This is a genomic window from Caballeronia sp. GAWG2-1, from assembly GCF_023631405.1.
Classification (GTDB): Bacteria; Pseudomonadota; Gammaproteobacteria; order Burkholderiales; family Burkholderiaceae; genus Caballeronia.
Genome location: NZ_JALQDD010000028.1, coordinates 29,363 through 43,008, shown reverse-complemented (window position 1 = coordinate 43,008; position 13,646 = coordinate 29,363). Strand labels below are relative to the sequence as shown.

Annotated in this window: 16 protein-coding genes; 7 read left to right on the top strand and 9 right to left on the bottom strand. The window is 61.8% G+C overall.

Annotated elements, in window-relative coordinates; all coding sequences use genetic code 11:
- Nucleotides 1–92: 92 nt before the first annotated feature.
- Complete coding sequence (locus NCR98_RS18880) at nucleotides 93–803, bottom strand: helix-turn-helix domain-containing protein (protein ID WP_244828680.1); 711 nt, start codon at nucleotides 801–803, stop codon at nucleotides 93–95.
- A gap of 101 nt (nucleotides 804–904) precedes the next feature.
- On the bottom strand, nucleotides 905–1,375 hold the full coding sequence (locus NCR98_RS18875; RefSeq protein WP_244828679.1) for a universal stress protein: 471 nt from the start codon (nucleotides 1,373–1,375) through the stop codon (nucleotides 905–907).
- Between the two features lie 213 nt (nucleotides 1,376–1,588).
- Between NCR98_RS18875 and NCR98_RS18870 the strand changes: the two genes are divergently transcribed.
- The 3 genes from NCR98_RS18870 to NCR98_RS18860 all read left to right on the top strand — a co-directional run bounded on the left by NCR98_RS18870 (nucleotide 1,589) and on the right by NCR98_RS18860 (nucleotide 6,027).
- On the top strand, nucleotides 1,589–3,172 hold the full coding sequence (locus NCR98_RS18870; protein WP_502799770.1) for an MFS transporter: 1,584 nt from the start codon (nucleotides 1,589–1,591) through the stop codon (nucleotides 3,170–3,172).
- Nucleotides 3,173–3,469: 297 nt separating this feature from the next.
- On the top strand, nucleotides 3,470–5,056 hold the full coding sequence (locus tag NCR98_RS18865; RefSeq protein WP_250526950.1) for an aldehyde dehydrogenase (NADP(+)): 1,587 nt from the start codon (nucleotides 3,470–3,472) through the stop codon (nucleotides 5,054–5,056).
- A 32-nt stretch (nucleotides 5,057–5,088) separates the two neighbouring features.
- On the top strand, nucleotides 5,089–6,027 hold the full coding sequence (locus NCR98_RS18860; protein WP_250526949.1) for an SMP-30/gluconolactonase/LRE family protein: 939 nt from the start codon (nucleotides 5,089–5,091) through the stop codon (nucleotides 6,025–6,027).
- Between the two features lie 98 nt (nucleotides 6,028–6,125).
- Here the strand turns inward: NCR98_RS18860 and NCR98_RS18855 are convergent, their stop codons facing one another.
- Nucleotides 6,126–6,584: a hypothetical protein gene (locus NCR98_RS18855; RefSeq protein ID WP_250526948.1), complete on the bottom strand. Its 459-nt coding sequence runs from the start codon at nucleotides 6,582–6,584 to the stop codon at nucleotides 6,126–6,128.
- A gap of 185 nt (nucleotides 6,585–6,769) precedes the next feature.
- Here NCR98_RS18855 and NCR98_RS18850 point away from each other — a divergent pair, with 185 nt between their 5' ends.
- Nucleotides 6,770–6,922 carry a hypothetical protein gene (locus tag NCR98_RS18850; protein WP_244828674.1) on the top strand — a complete coding sequence of 51 codons (153 nt, stop codon included), beginning with the start codon at nucleotides 6,770–6,772 and terminating at the stop codon, nucleotides 6,920–6,922.
- A 61-nt stretch (nucleotides 6,923–6,983) separates the two neighbouring features.
- On the opposite strand, the gene NCR98_RS18845 is transcribed toward NCR98_RS18850, so the two are convergent.
- On the bottom strand, nucleotides 6,984–7,601 hold the full coding sequence (locus tag NCR98_RS18845) for a DUF3005 domain-containing protein (protein WP_250526947.1): 618 nt from the start codon (nucleotides 7,599–7,601) through the stop codon (nucleotides 6,984–6,986).
- Between the two features lie 280 nt (nucleotides 7,602–7,881).
- On the opposite strand from NCR98_RS18845, the gene NCR98_RS18840 reads away from it, so the two are divergent.
- Both NCR98_RS18840 and epsC read left to right on the top strand, forming a co-directional pair.
- On the top strand, nucleotides 7,882–8,115 hold the full coding sequence (locus NCR98_RS18840; RefSeq protein ID WP_250509879.1) for a DUF6566 family protein: 234 nt from the start codon (nucleotides 7,882–7,884) through the stop codon (nucleotides 8,113–8,115).
- Nucleotides 8,116–8,212: 97 nt separating this feature from the next.
- Nucleotides 8,213–9,193: a serine O-acetyltransferase EpsC gene (gene epsC / locus NCR98_RS18835; RefSeq protein ID WP_250466620.1), complete on the top strand. Its 981-nt coding sequence runs from the start codon at nucleotides 8,213–8,215 to the stop codon at nucleotides 9,191–9,193.
- A gap of 5 nt (nucleotides 9,194–9,198) precedes the next feature.
- Here epsC and folE read toward each other — a convergent pair whose 3' ends face one another.
- The 4 genes from folE to NCR98_RS18815 all read right to left on the bottom strand — a co-directional run bounded on the left by folE (nucleotide 9,199) and on the right by NCR98_RS18815 (nucleotide 11,106).
- Nucleotides 9,199–9,849: a GTP cyclohydrolase I FolE gene (folE, locus tag NCR98_RS18830; protein ID WP_244828667.1), complete on the bottom strand. Its 651-nt coding sequence runs from the start codon at nucleotides 9,847–9,849 to the stop codon at nucleotides 9,199–9,201.
- A gap of 73 nt (nucleotides 9,850–9,922) precedes the next feature.
- Nucleotides 9,923–10,141 (bottom strand): hypothetical protein, encoded by a 219-nt coding sequence (locus tag NCR98_RS18825; RefSeq protein ID WP_244828666.1) that lies wholly within the window; start codon nucleotides 10,139–10,141, stop codon nucleotides 9,923–9,925.
- Nucleotides 10,142–10,190: 49 nt separating this feature from the next.
- Entirely contained in the window at nucleotides 10,191–10,646 is a 456-nt protein-coding gene (locus tag NCR98_RS18820; RefSeq protein WP_250509881.1) for a VOC family protein, read from the bottom strand.
- Nucleotides 10,647–10,683: 37 nt separating this feature from the next.
- A complete protein-coding gene (locus tag NCR98_RS18815; protein WP_250510274.1) occupies nucleotides 10,684–11,106 on the bottom strand; it encodes a YybH family protein in 423 nt (140 codons plus the stop codon).
- Between the two features lie 150 nt (nucleotides 11,107–11,256).
- Between NCR98_RS18815 and NCR98_RS18810 the strand changes: the two genes are divergently transcribed.
- Entirely contained in the window at nucleotides 11,257–11,892 is a 636-nt protein-coding gene (locus NCR98_RS18810; RefSeq protein ID WP_250526946.1) for a TetR/AcrR family transcriptional regulator, read from the top strand.
- A gap of 56 nt (nucleotides 11,893–11,948) precedes the next feature.
- Here NCR98_RS18810 and NCR98_RS18805 read toward each other — a convergent pair whose 3' ends face one another.
- On the bottom strand, nucleotides 11,949–13,328 hold the full coding sequence (locus NCR98_RS18805) for an MFS transporter (protein WP_244828654.1): 1,380 nt from the start codon (nucleotides 13,326–13,328) through the stop codon (nucleotides 11,949–11,951).
- Between the last annotated feature and the right edge of the window lie 318 nt (nucleotides 13,329–13,646).

Below are 13,646 nucleotides of genomic sequence, written 5' to 3'. Positions count from 1 at the left end.
TAGCGAACCGCGTGCCAACTGAAAAATCCACGCGGTTTATGCGCGTTTTGTCTAACAATCGCGGCGCAAGGCGCGCCGCGCAAGGCTTTGCGTCAGATGCTGCGCAGGCGTTCGAAATCGTTGATGCGAATGGATTTGCCCTTCGCTTCGATGAGGCCGAGCTTGTCGAAACGCGAGAGCGTGCGGCTCACGGTTTCAAGCGTCATGCCGAGATAGCTGCCGATATCGTCCCGCGTCATGCGCAACGTGAACTCCGCCGTGGCATACCCCCGCTTGGCGAGCCGCATGGATAGATCGAGCAGCAAGCGTGCAACGCGCTCTTCGGCGCGCAGCAGGCCGAGTTGCAAGACATGATCCGCCTCGCGATTGATAGCCTGTCCGAGCATGCGAAGCATCCGCTTTTGCAGGGTGTCGGTTTCGCGGCACATGCGCTCGAAAAGCGCATACGGAATGACACACACGGAACTGTCTTCGAGCGCGATCGCGTCGCAGGCATGCTCGCCTTCGCCGATACCGTCGAGCCCGAGCGCGTCGCCCGCCAGCAAGAGGCCCGTGACCTGTTCGCGTCCGCCTTCGCGGATCACCACGGTCTTGATCGACCCCGAGCGCAACGCGAACAGCGAATCGAACGGAGTGCCCGCACGGTAGAGCGCTTCGCCACGCCGCACCGAACGCGTAACCGAGATCACATGTTCGAGTTTGGCGATGTCACGAGCGTTCAGGCCTTCGGGCATGCAGAGATGGCGCATGGCGCAGGTCGAGCACTGAGCCAGATTGCGCCGTGAGGGAAAAATGTCGGACATGGCGGCCGCTTTTGTTGATGGATGACAAAAACCATTGTCCCATCGCGGGATTGTTAACCCTGGCGACAAAATGCCGCGCATCCGTTTGCGCTAGTCCGTGGTCAGGCGCTTTCGTCGCCTTCCGCGCTGGCTGCCGAGGGAATTAGCAAAACGGGCAGCGTGGCTTGCCGCAGGCATCGCTCCGCAACGCTGCCAAGAAGCAGGCGCTGAAAGCCTTTGCGTCCGTGCGTGCCCATGATCAGCACATCGGCGTTGAAGTCGACGGCGGCCTTGGTGATAAGCATCGCAATGTCGTCGCTCGCGGTGGCCTCGACGGTCACGACCTGCCCTTCGATGCCGCGTTGCCTGAGCGCGTCCGCCGCCTGTCGAGCAAGGTCGGAGCCTTCCTCCGCCAGCGTTTTCTGCAACTGGCTCGGATCGTAGCCGGGCACGTCGAAATACACGGCCCCGCTCTCGACGACGTAATACGGCTGCACGACGGCCTGATGCGTGACAGCGAGATCGAGCGCGATTTCGAAGGCGCGCTGTGAAGTCCGGCTTCCGTCGATGGCGACGACAATGCGTTTGAACATGACGTTTTCCTCTTTCCCGGTCGATGTTTCACCGTGGATTGCACGGCGAGAAGGCGCTTCCAGCATAGCGCGCGAGTAGTCCGAAGACCTGCGGTTAATTTTGCGCTGGGTCGATCTGCCGCAAGCTAACCCGTACAATTCGTCTTTCTGACATCAGCGCCCGCTTAAAAATTCCACGGGCGTTCGTCCGACTCGTTTTCCCCAGCCCGCCGCATGACCGAAACCCAGCCGCCAGCACTCGCCTTCAGAACCGCGCTTTACGCGATGCTCGGCATCGGACTCGTCAACATGCTCGTGGCGCTCGATCAGACCGTGGTGAGCACCGCGCTGCCGTCTATCGTCGCGGAACTGCACGGCTTCGAGTATTACGCGTGGATTGCGAGCGCGTATCTGCTGGCGTCGGTGGTGACGGTGCCCGTGTTCGGACGTCTCGGCGATTACTTCGGCCGCAAGCGTTTCGTGATCGCCGCGGTGATCACGTTCACCGTGGCGTCGGTGTTGTGCGGACTCGCGCCGGACATGCTGTTTCTCGCGCTTGCGCGCGGTTTGCAGGGCGTGGGCGGCGGCATGATGGTCGGCACCGCGTTCGCCGCGATCCCCGATCTCTTCCCCGATCCGCGTGCCCGCGTGCGCTGGCAGGTGGTGCTGGCGGCGGCATACGGCATAGGCACGGCGGCGGGGCCGTCGCTCGGCGGCTGGATGAGTCAGCACTGGGGCTGGCGCTCGACCTTCCTCGTGAACTTGCCGGTCGGCGCGCTGGCGCTGTACTTCATCTGGGCGCATTTGCCGAATCTGCATCGGCCGCGTGAAGGCGGCGTGAAGATCGACTGGCCCGGCGCCGTGCTCGTCGCGCTCGTGCTCGGCGGTTTTCAGGCGTTGATCGAGGCACTGCCGAAAGGCGGACTGTCGGCTGGCAATCTCGCGCTCGGCGGCGCGGTGATCGTGGGCGCGGCGGCGCTTCTGATTTGCGAGCGGCGCGCGACGCATCCGATCATCCCGCTCGATATTTTTCGTGAGCCACAACTCGTCACGTTGTTCACGCTGTCGTTCCTCGCCGGCTTCGTGATGTTCTCGCTGATCTTCTTCGCGCCGCTTTTGCTGCAGGGCGGCTTCGGCCTTTCGCCGCAGGAGGCGGGGTTGCTCGCCACGCCGATTGCCGCGTGCATTGCGCTTGGCAGCTTCATCAACACGCGTATCGTCATTCATTTGCGCAAGCCGACGATGATCCTCACCATCGGCTTCACGTTGCTGATGCTGGCGTCGGTGGCGCTTGCCTTCGCGCAGGAAACGACGTCCTATTTGTATATCGAGCTGCCGATGGGCGCGGTCGGCATTGGTTTGGGCTTCGTGCTCAACAACATGAATATCTTCGGGCAGGAGATCGCGGGGCGCGAGCGTTTCGGCATCACAACGGCGCTCTTGCAGTCCACACGCATGGTCGGCGGCATGCTCGGAACGAGTATCGTCGGGACGATCGTCGCGCATCATTACGCGAGCGTGGTTTCGCGCACGATCAGCGTTCTGGGTACGAGCGCGGCGTCGCAGTGGCGGCCGCGTTTTATCGACCCGCGCATTCTCGTCGATGAAGCGTTGCGCGACACACTGCTGTCCGAACTGCGCACGGCCGGGCTCGATGCTCCCGCGCTCTTCGATGCTGCCCGCGACGCGCTCGTGCAGTCCATTCACATCGGCGTGATGTTGACCGCAGTGGCCGCGTTGGTGGCGGCGTTGCTCGTGCGGCGGATTTCGCATATCACTTTTCGGCGGGCTGGGGCTTCGGCGAAAGACGCGGCGTAAGGCGCGGCGGTCAGGCTGAACGGCTGCCGCGCTTTAGTACGATCGGCTGCGCCTTCCACGGTTTGGTACCTTTCTGGCGCCAGTGTGCTAGCTTTTCGACGCGATCACCGCAGCTACGACACGCGTCGCTCATGCATTCGCGGAACGCTTCCCTCGCGTCGCCGGTCACTTAAATCAAGACGCGCAGCGCCGCACGCGGCACGCTTACTGCGCCCGTTCGTCGACACGTTCATTGCCGCGCGCCCTCGGATTTAGTGAACGAAGGCGCATCCGGCCTCATCGATACAAGGAGCTGACATGAAGATCACCGGCGAAATGTTGATCGGCGCATCGGCCGTACGAGGCACCGACGCCACGCTGCGCGCCTTCGATCCCGCACGCGACATCGAACTCGAACCCGTCTTCGGCGGTGGCGGCGACGCCGAAGTCGCGCGTGCCTGCGAACTCGCGGATGCCGCATTCGACGCGTATCGTCTCGCGCCACTGGAAACCCGCGCGCAGTTTCTCGAAGCGATCGCGGACAACATCATCGCGCTCGGCGATACGCTGATCGACCGTGCGCACGCGGAATCCGCGTTGCCGAAGGCGCGAATCGAAGGCGAACGCGCGCGCACGGTCGGACAACTGCGGCTCTTCGCGTCGCTCGTGCGTGAAGGCCGATGGCTTGCCGCGACGCTCGATTCCGCCCAACCCGACAGAAAGCCGTTGCCGCGCTCCGATCTGCGTTTGCAAAAGATTCCGGTCGGTCCGGTTGCCGTGTTCGGCGCTAGCAATTTTCCGCTGGCGTTCTCGGTCGCGGGCGGCGACACGGCGTCGGCGCTCGCGGCGGGCTGTCCTGTCGTCGTCAAGTCGCATCCGGCTCATCTCGGCACGTCGGAACTCGTGGGACGCGCGATCCAGAAAGCCGTTGCCGACAGTGGCCTGCCCGAAGGGGTGTTCTCGCTGGTGGTCGGCGCGGGCAATGCCATCGGCGAGGCGCTGGTGGCGCATCCCGCGATCAAATCGGTTGGTTTCACGGGCTCGCGCCGCGGCGGCCTCGCGCTCGTGAACATCGCGGCGAAGCGCCCCGAGCTGATTCCCGTTTTCGCCGAAATGAGCAGCGTGAATCCGGTCTTCGCTTTGCCGGGCGCGCTCGCCAAGCGCGGCGATACGCTCGCTTCGGGCTATATCGATTCGGTGACATTGGGCGTCGGCCAGTTTTGTACGAATCCCGGCCTTGTGATCGCGCTGGCGGATTCCGATCTCGACGATTTCATCGATCACGCGGCGGCCGCGCTCGAAAAGAAGGGCACGCAGACAATGCTGACTGCGGGCATCGCCGACGCCTACGCGAACGGCGTGAAGGAACGCGACGCGACGGGAGCGGAACGCATTGCAACGGGCAAGCAGGAAGGTGGCGCAGCTGGCAAGGGCGGCGCGTTGCCGGCGCTGTATCGCGTGACGGCGGAGCAGTTCTTGACCGTGCCGCAGCTCGCCGACGAAATTTTCGGGCCCACGTCGATCATCGTTGTGTGTCAGGGCGAGGACGAGATGATCGACGTCGCGCGTCGTTTGGAAGGCCAGTTGACCGCGACCTTGCTGATGGACAACGACGACATCGATCTCGCGCGCCGGCTCATGCCCGTGCTCGAACGCAAAGTGGGCCGCATTTTGGCGAACGGCTTTCCGACCGGCGTCGAGGTGTCGTATGCGATGGTGCACGGCGGCCCGTACCCGGCGACTTCCGACAGCCGTGCGACTTCGGTCGGCGCGATGGCAATCGAACGATTCCTGCGGCCGGTGTGCTATCAGGATTTGCCGGCAGCGCTCTTGCCCGAATCGCTTGCCGATGACAACCCGCTCAATCTCTGGCGCCTGCGCGATGGCGAGCTGGGACCGAATTGATCCACTTGAGCCAAACCGAGGAGACCCCAAGCATGACAAGCAACGAGCGCCGCTATCCCGACCCTGCCGTCCGCGTGCTGGACCCGCGCTTCAATGCGTTGAGGCTGGCATCGGCGTCGGTGGAATGTCTGTATCAGGGCGCGCGATGGTCGGAAGGCCCGGTCTGGTTCGGCGATGGCCGCTATCTGCTGTGGAGCGACATTCCGAACAACCGCATCCTGCGCTGGGACGAAGAAAGCGGGCAGGTCGGCGAATTCCGCAAGCCGTCGAATAATGCCAACGGCAACACGCGCGATCGCGAAGGGCGGCTCGTCACGTGCGAGCATCTCACCCGGCGCGTGACGCGCACCGAGTACGACGGTTCGATCACCGTGCTCGCGGATCAATACCAGGGCAAGCCGCTCAATTCGCCGAACGATGTGGTCGTGAAGTCGGACGGCTCGATCTGGTTCAGCGATCCGCCTTTCGGCATCGACGGCTATTACGAAGGCGAAAAGCAGACGGCGCAATTGAAGCCTGCGGTGTATCGCGTCGACGGCCAAAGCGGCGAGGTCACGCTTGTGTTCGATGGCTTCATCGGGCCGAACGGGCTGGCTTTTTCGCCCGATGAGTCGGTGCTGTATGTCGTCGAATCGCGTTCGTCGCCACGCACGATTTACGCGTTCGATGTGCTCGACGACGGCCGGAAGTTAGGCGAACCGCGCCTCGTCATCGACGCCGCACGCGGTACGCCGGATGGTTTTCGCGTGGATATCCACGGCAATCTGTGGTGTGGCTGGGGTATGGGCGACGCGGAACTCGACGGCGTGCGCGTCTTCACGCCGCAAGGCGAGGCGATCGGACATATCGATTTGCCAGAGCGTTGCGCGAACGTGTGTTTTGGGGGAAGGCATCGCAACCGGCTGTTCATGGCGGCAAGTCACGGCCTGTACGCGCTTTATGTGAATACGCAGGGCGCAAAAGGCGGTTAAGCCCATCAGAATGCGCCGTGTGGAAGCGCGGCGCGTTCAAGCCGATGCTTTCTTAAAATCTGAACGTGTCCCGGCACCGAGCGCAGGGCCTACGCGATTCAGGCTGTAGCGCGCGGCGGCATCCGCGAGACGAGATAGAGCGATGCCGCGAGCTTGCATACCAGTGCCGCACCGCAAATGACCGCGCCGGTCGGCAACGCATGCCATTGCAGGGCGATGGTCGGCGCCACGAACATGACGGACACGAAGCCGAGCGCGACAGTCATCCAGCGCGCCCACTGCAGCCGCGCGGCGACGCACAGATAAAGCAAGCCGACAAGCAAGCGCGAGACAATCGATGCAGCGAGCGGATGACTCGCCGCATCGCCGGGAAATCCAATCGCGATAGCTAGCGCAAGCTCGGCCCATGACAGCGCGTACGCCGCGCCAAGGCACACGAGCGCGGATCTGAAGCGCTGTCCGGCCGCCGTGCGCGGCTCAGGAGGACGCGTGTGGTCAGTTGGGACGGATGCGGCGGTGTCGCTCGCGTAGCTTTCGTAGGCTTCGATCGTGGCCATTTGTTCTTCCCCTTGGTCGCGCTTCAGTCGATTAACGCGTTATCCGCGCTGTCGTTCTCATGCCTGTTCTCAGGCGTTTTTTCGTTGCATGACATGAGCATACGGCGTGCCTGAGCGATTGACGTTCGTCGGAGGAACACGCGTTGCTCGCTGAACATCAGCTTTCACCACGACAGGAGCCGAACATGAGCAACCAGAAAGAGCAAAATCCTCACTCCGAGCGCGACGAGGAAGACGTCGACAAAGCCGTGGAAGATACTTTCCCGGCAAGCGACCCGCCAGCAACCGGCGGCGTCACGCGTATCGAGCCGGATGAAGAGAAAGATCAGAAGAAATGAAAAAAGCCACGCTTCGCGCGTGGCTTTTAGTGGCGTCACGCCAGCGTGGCGTCGCGCTACGTTACGACTTGTCGATTTCGAAAAGCCGCGAAGGCCGCATGTGATTCAGGGCGTAATGCTTACGGCCACGCAAGGTGTTGCCATGTGCATCGCGGCTCACGTAAACCTGATTTTCCTCGACGGCGCGAATGCTTGGCGGCACCATCCCGCGGTCGATCACGCGATAACCGTGATCTAGCGCCAGCAATATTCCGTTGCGACCTGGCCGGCTGTCGAATCCGCCAAAGCCGTCGCCTTGCTCGGCGACATGGTTGGCATGCGTCGCGTTCGAATTGATGACGGCATCCGGATCGGTGGCCTGCATCTGCTCATAGCGCTTCGCCTGAATGTTCTTGCCATCGGCATCGACGGTGTCGTCGAGGGTCTCGTCGTTGGCGACGTCGATGCCGCGAGGCCGCGACTCCGGCGTGCCGAGCGGTCCGATATTGCGGTCGGCGTGGCTCGCGCTTTCCTGCTTCGCGCCCGCACCCGCGCCCGCATGCGCCTCGCGGCCGGACTCGGCCTTCTTTGCATCGCTCATGTTCACGCGCGCAGTCTCTGCGCTCGGCGTCTTGATCGGGCTGTCGGCGGCGCGATCGGCTTGCTTGTCTTGCGACTCGTTGGATTCGGCGTTATTCATTTCCTGCTCCTTGGGAACTGGCTAAACCGTTTTCCCTCACGCAAGACTTGTTCCGGAAATTTGGCGACGGAACTCAAGCCCTTGCAGGCGGGACACTCAATCGTCATCGAATTTTTAAGGCTTTTTTTTCAATGCCAAGCGGATTTCCTGCAAGTATTATTTGGAACCTGCTGGCAGCAAAGCGCGAATGCGGGACGCGAGCAACAAGGAGGGCGTGTCCAGTACGGCTGCTGGTTGAGCAAGTCATACGAACGAGCAGGGCACTTCACACAGGTGACTCATGCAACAAGATGCAGCCTTTTCACATCGAGGCTATCTACTCAACTGTGCGCCAGCCAGGACGGGGGATGGCGATTATCAGCCGTACGTCGTGATCTCGCGATCCAGCGACGGCGAGCTCGTTGCGAACCGATTCTTCCCTGCGGACTTGCGATTTCGCAACGAGGGGGAAGCCATCGCGCACGGCCGCGATTGGGCCGTCCGATGGATTGACGCAAGTCACGTTACAGTCTAATCCGCGGGCCGGACACGCAGCACGCTTGCGCAAAACCGTTTACGCTTAGTGTTCATCCGCCGCCGCTGCGCGGCCTCCGAACGCCAGCCCAGAAGACATGCAGAACAAGTCCTTACCCGAGCAGGCAGCGCCATCCGATTCTTCCACTCACGCGCCCCACGAATGGGGTTTATCGCGCATCGTCGCTGACTTACGCCAATCGCGCGAGGAACTGCATCGCACGCGGCATCCGCTTGGCATACGTGAGTTGCCTTCGCGCGAGGCGATCGTGAGGATCGTCAACGGTCTGCGCTCCGCGCTCTTTCCCACGCACTACGGCGCGCCCGATCTGACCGATGAAAGCGTCGACTACTATGTCGGCCAGACGCTGGAAACCACCCTGCGTCTCTTGCATGAGCAGATTCGCCGCGCGCTGCGCTTCTTGCCCGAGCATCGTGAGACGGGCGAAGCGGAGGTCACGGCGCAAGCGTTCGCCATTGCGCGCGAGTTCGGTTCGCAGTTGCCGGAGATTCGCGCGCTGCTCGTCAGCGACATTCAGGCTGCCTTCACGGGCGACCCCGCCGCGCAGCACATCACCGAGATTCTGCTGTGCTATCCCGGCATCTGGGCGATGACGCATCACCGGCTCGCGCATGCGTTGCATCGGTTGGGCGTGCCGCTGCTCGCGCGCTTCATCAATGAGATCGCGCATTCGCTGACGGGTATCGACATTCATCCGGGCGCGACCATCGGGCCGAGCTTCTTCATCGATCACGGCACGGGCGTGGTGATCGGCGAAACGGCCGTGATCGGCCGGCATGTGCGCGTGTATCAGGCCGTGACGCTGGGCGCAAAGAGCTTTCCCTCCAGCAGCGACGGCGTGCTCGTGAAAGGCAACGCGCGGCATCCGGTTGTCGAGGACGATGTCGTGATCTACGCGGGCGCGACCATTCTCGGGCGCGTGGTCATCGGCAAGGGCTCGGTAATCGGCGGCAACGTTTGGCTCACGCACAGCGTGCCGCCGGGCAGCAGCGTTTCGCAGGGCAAGATCCGCGAAGGCAGCGGCGCCGATTCACCGGGCAACGGTTACGGCGCCTGATAACTCTAAGTGTTCGAGACGTTGAACACACTTTGAGTGCCGACGATAGACAAGAACTCACGCCGCGTCGATGGGTCGTCGCGGAACGAGCCGAGCATGCGCGATGTAACCATCGACACGCCCGCCTTGTGCACGCCGCGCGTCGACATGCATTGATGCGCGGCTTCCAGAATCACGCCGACACCGAGCGGTTGCAGCACTTCGTTGAGCGTATCGGCAATCTGCGCGGTCATCTTCTCTTGAATCTGAAGGCGCTTGGCGAAGGCGTCGACCAGACGCGCGAGCTTGGAAATGCCGACCACGCGTTCTCGGGGCAGATACGCGACGTGCGCCCGCCCGATGATCGGCACCATGTGATGCTCGCAATAGCTCTCGAAGCGGATGTCCTTCAGGACGATCATCTCGTCGTAGCCCTGCACTTCGGAGAAAGTGCGGGCCAGGATTTCATGCGGGTCTTGCTGATAGCCGGCGAAGAACTCTTCATACGACCGCACGACACGCGCCGGGGTGTCGAGCAGGCCTTCGCGACGCGGATCGTCGCCCGCCCAGCGCAAGAGAACGCGCACGGCGGCTTCGGCTTCCTCGCGGGACGGACGATCGGCCGGTTTAGCGTGGATGTCCGAATCGGAAAAATGGGTTTTGCGCGGGGCGCTCATTATTAGCTCCTTTCACATCGAAAGTGCGGATAGCACCCCTGTATTGTTCCATGTTTTCGGACCCTATCAGGGGTCAGGTCTTTCCTCCACCGTCGATGCCTGAGCCCGTCCGCCAGACTTGCTTGCCGTCTTCGGTGAGCGTGCCGCTACTGTTGTCTTTGTCAGGCTCGGTGCCCGGTTCGGCCAGATGGCCGCCCGGTTGCTCCTGCGCGGGCTGCTTCTCGCCCTTGCGCTGCTCGATGCGCTCCTCTTGCGAACGTCCCGCGTAATTGTTGCTGCCTGCATTAGTCATGGCGCTTCTCCTCGAATAAGTTACGACCAGAAGCGCGCAAGAGCTATACCTAGGCGGGTTTGTTTTCCGCGCCGCCAACCACCATCCACGACACGCCGAACTTGTCCTGCACCATGCCGAAGCGCTTGGCGAAGAACGTCTGCGTGAGCGGCATCTGCACCTGTCCGCCGTCCGATAGTGCGTGGAAGAACTTTTCGGCTTCCTGCTCGTCCTCCGTGGAAATGGACAGCGACACGCCCTGGAAATTCGGCTTGCCGCTGCACATGCCGTCGGACGCCATCAGCATGGACTGGCCCACTGTAAAGGCCACATGCATGACCTTGTCTTCCGACCCAGGCGGCATGCCGCAACCGCTCGCGGCCTCGCTGCCGCCACCGGATTTGCCGGCGTCAGGGTTGTCGCGAAAGCGCATCATCATCAGCACTTGTGCGCCGAGACTCTCGCGATAAAACGTGATCGCTTCTTCGCAGCGGCCTTCGAAGAACAAATAGGGTTGCACTTGCATGTCTGCTCCTTGAGTAATGCGTGAGTTGCCAGGTGAATTACTGGGACTCGTCGGGGTCCATATCCATTGTCAATGGCACCGACGCGTGTTCGTGCACGACGCGCCAGTCGCCGTCGATTCTTCTGAAGCACACGGTTGCACGCACGACGTCGTCGCGCCCGCCCGCGGCCACGCGATTCACCGCATGCGCGAAGGCGAGATCGCCGCTCACCGCCACGTGCAGATCGCGCACCTCGAACACGAGCGGGCCGCTGATGCTGTCGAACCAGCGCTGCCAATGCTCGCGATACAGCTCGACGCCTTTGAAGGATGCGGGCGGCACGACATCGAACACGACGACATCCGTCGCGTAATGAGTCACGAGCGCAGCCGCGTCTTTTGCAAGCACGGCCTGACGCCACGATTCCGTGAGTTCACGGATGCGTGCTTCATCTTGCGCACGTTCGTTCTTGACGACCATGACATTCTCCTCGATGACGTTGAACCTGAGTCGTGACAATGCAACGACACAGCCTTTGTTTCAGGCGATATTTTTGTTTGTGTACACCGTCCACAAAAAATAGCAGAGATAATGGACAGTGTCCACATAGGTAAAGCCTCGCTTATAAAAATGACAAAAGCCAAGCCGCGCAGCACGTATCGACATGGCGATTTGCGCCGCGCAATGATCGATGCCGGCATTGCGCTCGCACGCGACGGCGGGCCGGACGCCATCGTGCTGCGCGAAGTCACGCGGCGCGCGGGCGTGGTGCCGAACGCCGCGTATCGTCACTTCGGAAGCAGGCAGGAGTTGTTGACGGCCGTGCGTTCCGCGGCGTTATCGGCGGTCGCGCAAGCAATGGAGGAAGAACTCGCCGCGCGGCCGAAAAAGCGCAAGCGTGCCGATGCCGCGAAGGCGGGGCTACGCGCGGTCGGCGTCGGTTATCTGCGTTTCGCGCAGACCGAGACGGGTCTCTTTCGCACCGCGTTCACCGCGCCGCCAACCGAGTGGGGCGAGCATGAAGCCTTGTATGGCGTGGGGCCGGGCGGGCTCGATCCCTTTCAGTTGCTGAGCCGCGCACTCGATGAGATGGTGGATGCCGGCGCGCTCGATCCGTCAAGCCGGCCAGAAGCCGAGTATCTCGCGTGGAGCGCGGTGCATGGTTTCGCGCTCTTGCTGATCGAAGGGCCGTTGCAGGGATTGCCCGGCAAAGCCATCGAACCGCTTGCCGAGCGCTTGCTCACGATGGTGGAGAACGGTTTGTAATCGCCATGAAAAAAGGCCGCGAGACAATCGCGGCCCTTGGCAGAAGCGAACGCTGGTTACACTCGTTCTATCTTTCCGGACGCAGGCTCGACCACGCTGAACAACAGCAGCAAACAGAGCAGCGACGTCCCGAGCATGTAAAGGAACACACTGGTCCAGCTATAGCTGTCGAGCAGGAAGCCCACCGCGAGCGGTGCGCACGCGCCGCCTATCTGCCCGAGCGAATTGACGATACCGAATGCAGTCGGATACGTCGCCTTGCTTGCAAGTCCCATGGGATACGCCGAGTATCCCGCGAAGCCGATGCCGAGCATGAGGCCCGAGAGAATCAACGCCGCGCCGAGATAGACCACGCTGTCCGGCGCGTCGATGAGCGCGAACATCATGAGCATGGTGCCGAGCGCGCCGAGCATCATCATCGGCTTGCGGCGGCCGCCGAGCAGACGGTCGGAGATCAGGCCGCCGAGCATGTTGCCCGCCACCGCGCCGATGAACGGCGCCGAAGCGAGAAAGCCCATCTTCACCGAGGCAAAACCCTTCACGGTGACGAGATACGTGGGGATCCACGAGATGAAGATGTTGCTGATGCCGATCATGCAGCCATAGCCCAGCGCAATGCCGAAGATATTCCACGAGCGGAACACTTGCCCGACCGTTTCCAGCGGCGCCACGCGCTTCGTGCGATTGATGCCGTCGAGCCAGGGCATGGGCTCCATTTCGCCACGGCGCACAAGCTTGCCGGTCGAGCCATCGGTGGCGGATTCATCGAGAATATAGCGGCGTTCCGCGGGCGAGCAGAAGCGGTTTTCGCTCGGCGAATTCGTGACGAGAAACATCCATGCGACGGCAAAGAGAATGCCCGGAATGGCGAACACATAAAAGATTTCGCGCCAGCCCCAGAGCTGGATCACGATGATGCACACCGAAGGCACGATCAACGGTCCGAGCTTCGATGCGGCGATCCAGAGTCCTGCTGCCGTGCCTTTTTCGCGCGTCGGAAACCAGCGGTTGATGACGTTCGTGCAGCCAATGCCGAGCGGCCCTTCCGACAGCCCCAGACCCACGCGATACGTCATCAGAAGCAATACCGAGGACGTCGTTCCCATCAAGCCCGTGAAGACCGATGTCAGCAGCATGAAGACGGAAAACAGAATGCCCGTGGTGCGTTCACTGAGCCGTTTGTAGAGCAGGCCAACCGGAATCTGCACGAAACCGTAAGCGAAGGAAAAGAGACTGACGATCATCCCCGCTTCCGAATTGGAGATGTGATATTCCTTCTTGAGATACGGCAAAGCGAAGCCGAAGTTGGCGCGGTCCGCGCACGCGATGGCCCAGATGCAGAAGATCAGGCCCATCACTACCCAGCGATGGCTGGTTCGTTTCTCCGCGATCGGTTCTGCTTTCGCCGCGCCCGCGACGCTGTCGGCATTGTTCATTCGTCTTCCTCCGGTTCATACGGCTTCAGCGCTTCGACGCCTTTTCCGCGCGATGCTGCAACAGATGAATTTCAGCGCGCGTTGCCGCCGAGATGGACCGACTGGGTGGAATGCAATGCAGAAGGGGAAAAGAAGCGGCGTGTTTTCAAGCTGTGTCTCCGATCTGTATGCAAGGCTTTTTTATGGTGTTCCTGCCGGTGAACCCATTGTCGGGGTGGTGATTTTGGGCGTCCAATCTTTTATTGCTATTACCTGATTCCCGGATTGAATCGATCAAGCGATACCTCTGAGAGCACGCCAATAACGGTATCAGTTGAT

What these genes read in the sequence shown, in the direction of transcription:
- NCR98_RS18880 (WP_244828680.1), bottom strand. Translation starts at nt 803, where the DNA reads ATGTCCGACATTTTTCCCTCACGGCGCAATCTGGCTCAGTGCTCGACC.
- NCR98_RS18875 (WP_244828679.1), bottom strand. Translation starts at nt 1,375, where the DNA reads ATGTTCAAACGCATTGTCGTCGCCATCGACGGAAGCCGGACTTCACAG.
- NCR98_RS18870 (WP_502799770.1), top strand. Translation starts at nt 1,589, where the DNA reads ATGACCGAAACCCAGCCGCCAGCACTCGCCTTCAGAACCGCGCTTTAC.
- NCR98_RS18865 (WP_250526950.1), top strand. Translation starts at nt 3,470, where the DNA reads ATGAAGATCACCGGCGAAATGTTGATCGGCGCATCGGCCGTACGAGGC.
- NCR98_RS18860 (WP_250526949.1), top strand. Translation starts at nt 5,089, where the DNA reads ATGACAAGCAACGAGCGCCGCTATCCCGACCCTGCCGTCCGCGTGCTG.
- NCR98_RS18855 (WP_250526948.1), bottom strand. Translation starts at nt 6,584, where the DNA reads ATGGCCACGATCGAAGCCTACGAAAGCTACGCGAGCGACACCGCCGCA.
- NCR98_RS18850 (WP_244828674.1), top strand. Translation starts at nt 6,770, where the DNA reads ATGAGCAACCAGAAAGAGCAAAATCCTCACTCCGAGCGCGACGAGGAA.
- NCR98_RS18845 (WP_250526947.1), bottom strand. Translation starts at nt 7,601, where the DNA reads ATGAATAACGCCGAATCCAACGAGTCGCAAGACAAGCAAGCCGATCGC.
- NCR98_RS18840 (WP_250509879.1), top strand. Translation starts at nt 7,882, where the DNA reads ATGCAACAAGATGCAGCCTTTTCACATCGAGGCTATCTACTCAACTGT.
- epsC (WP_250466620.1), top strand. Translation starts at nt 8,213, where the DNA reads ATGCAGAACAAGTCCTTACCCGAGCAGGCAGCGCCATCCGATTCTTCC.
- folE (WP_244828667.1), bottom strand. Translation starts at nt 9,849, where the DNA reads ATGAGCGCCCCGCGCAAAACCCATTTTTCCGATTCGGACATCCACGCT.
- NCR98_RS18825 (WP_244828666.1), bottom strand. Translation starts at nt 10,141, where the DNA reads ATGACTAATGCAGGCAGCAACAATTACGCGGGACGTTCGCAAGAGGAG.
- NCR98_RS18820 (WP_250509881.1), bottom strand. Translation starts at nt 10,646, where the DNA reads ATGCAAGTGCAACCCTATTTGTTCTTCGAAGGCCGCTGCGAAGAAGCG.
- NCR98_RS18815 (WP_250510274.1), bottom strand. Translation starts at nt 11,106, where the DNA reads ATGGTCGTCAAGAACGAACGTGCGCAAGATGAAGCACGCATCCGTGAA.
- NCR98_RS18810 (WP_250526946.1), top strand. Translation starts at nt 11,257, where the DNA reads ATGACAAAAGCCAAGCCGCGCAGCACGTATCGACATGGCGATTTGCGC.
- NCR98_RS18805 (WP_244828654.1), bottom strand. Translation starts at nt 13,328, where the DNA reads ATGAACAATGCCGACAGCGTCGCGGGCGCGGCGAAAGCAGAACCGATC.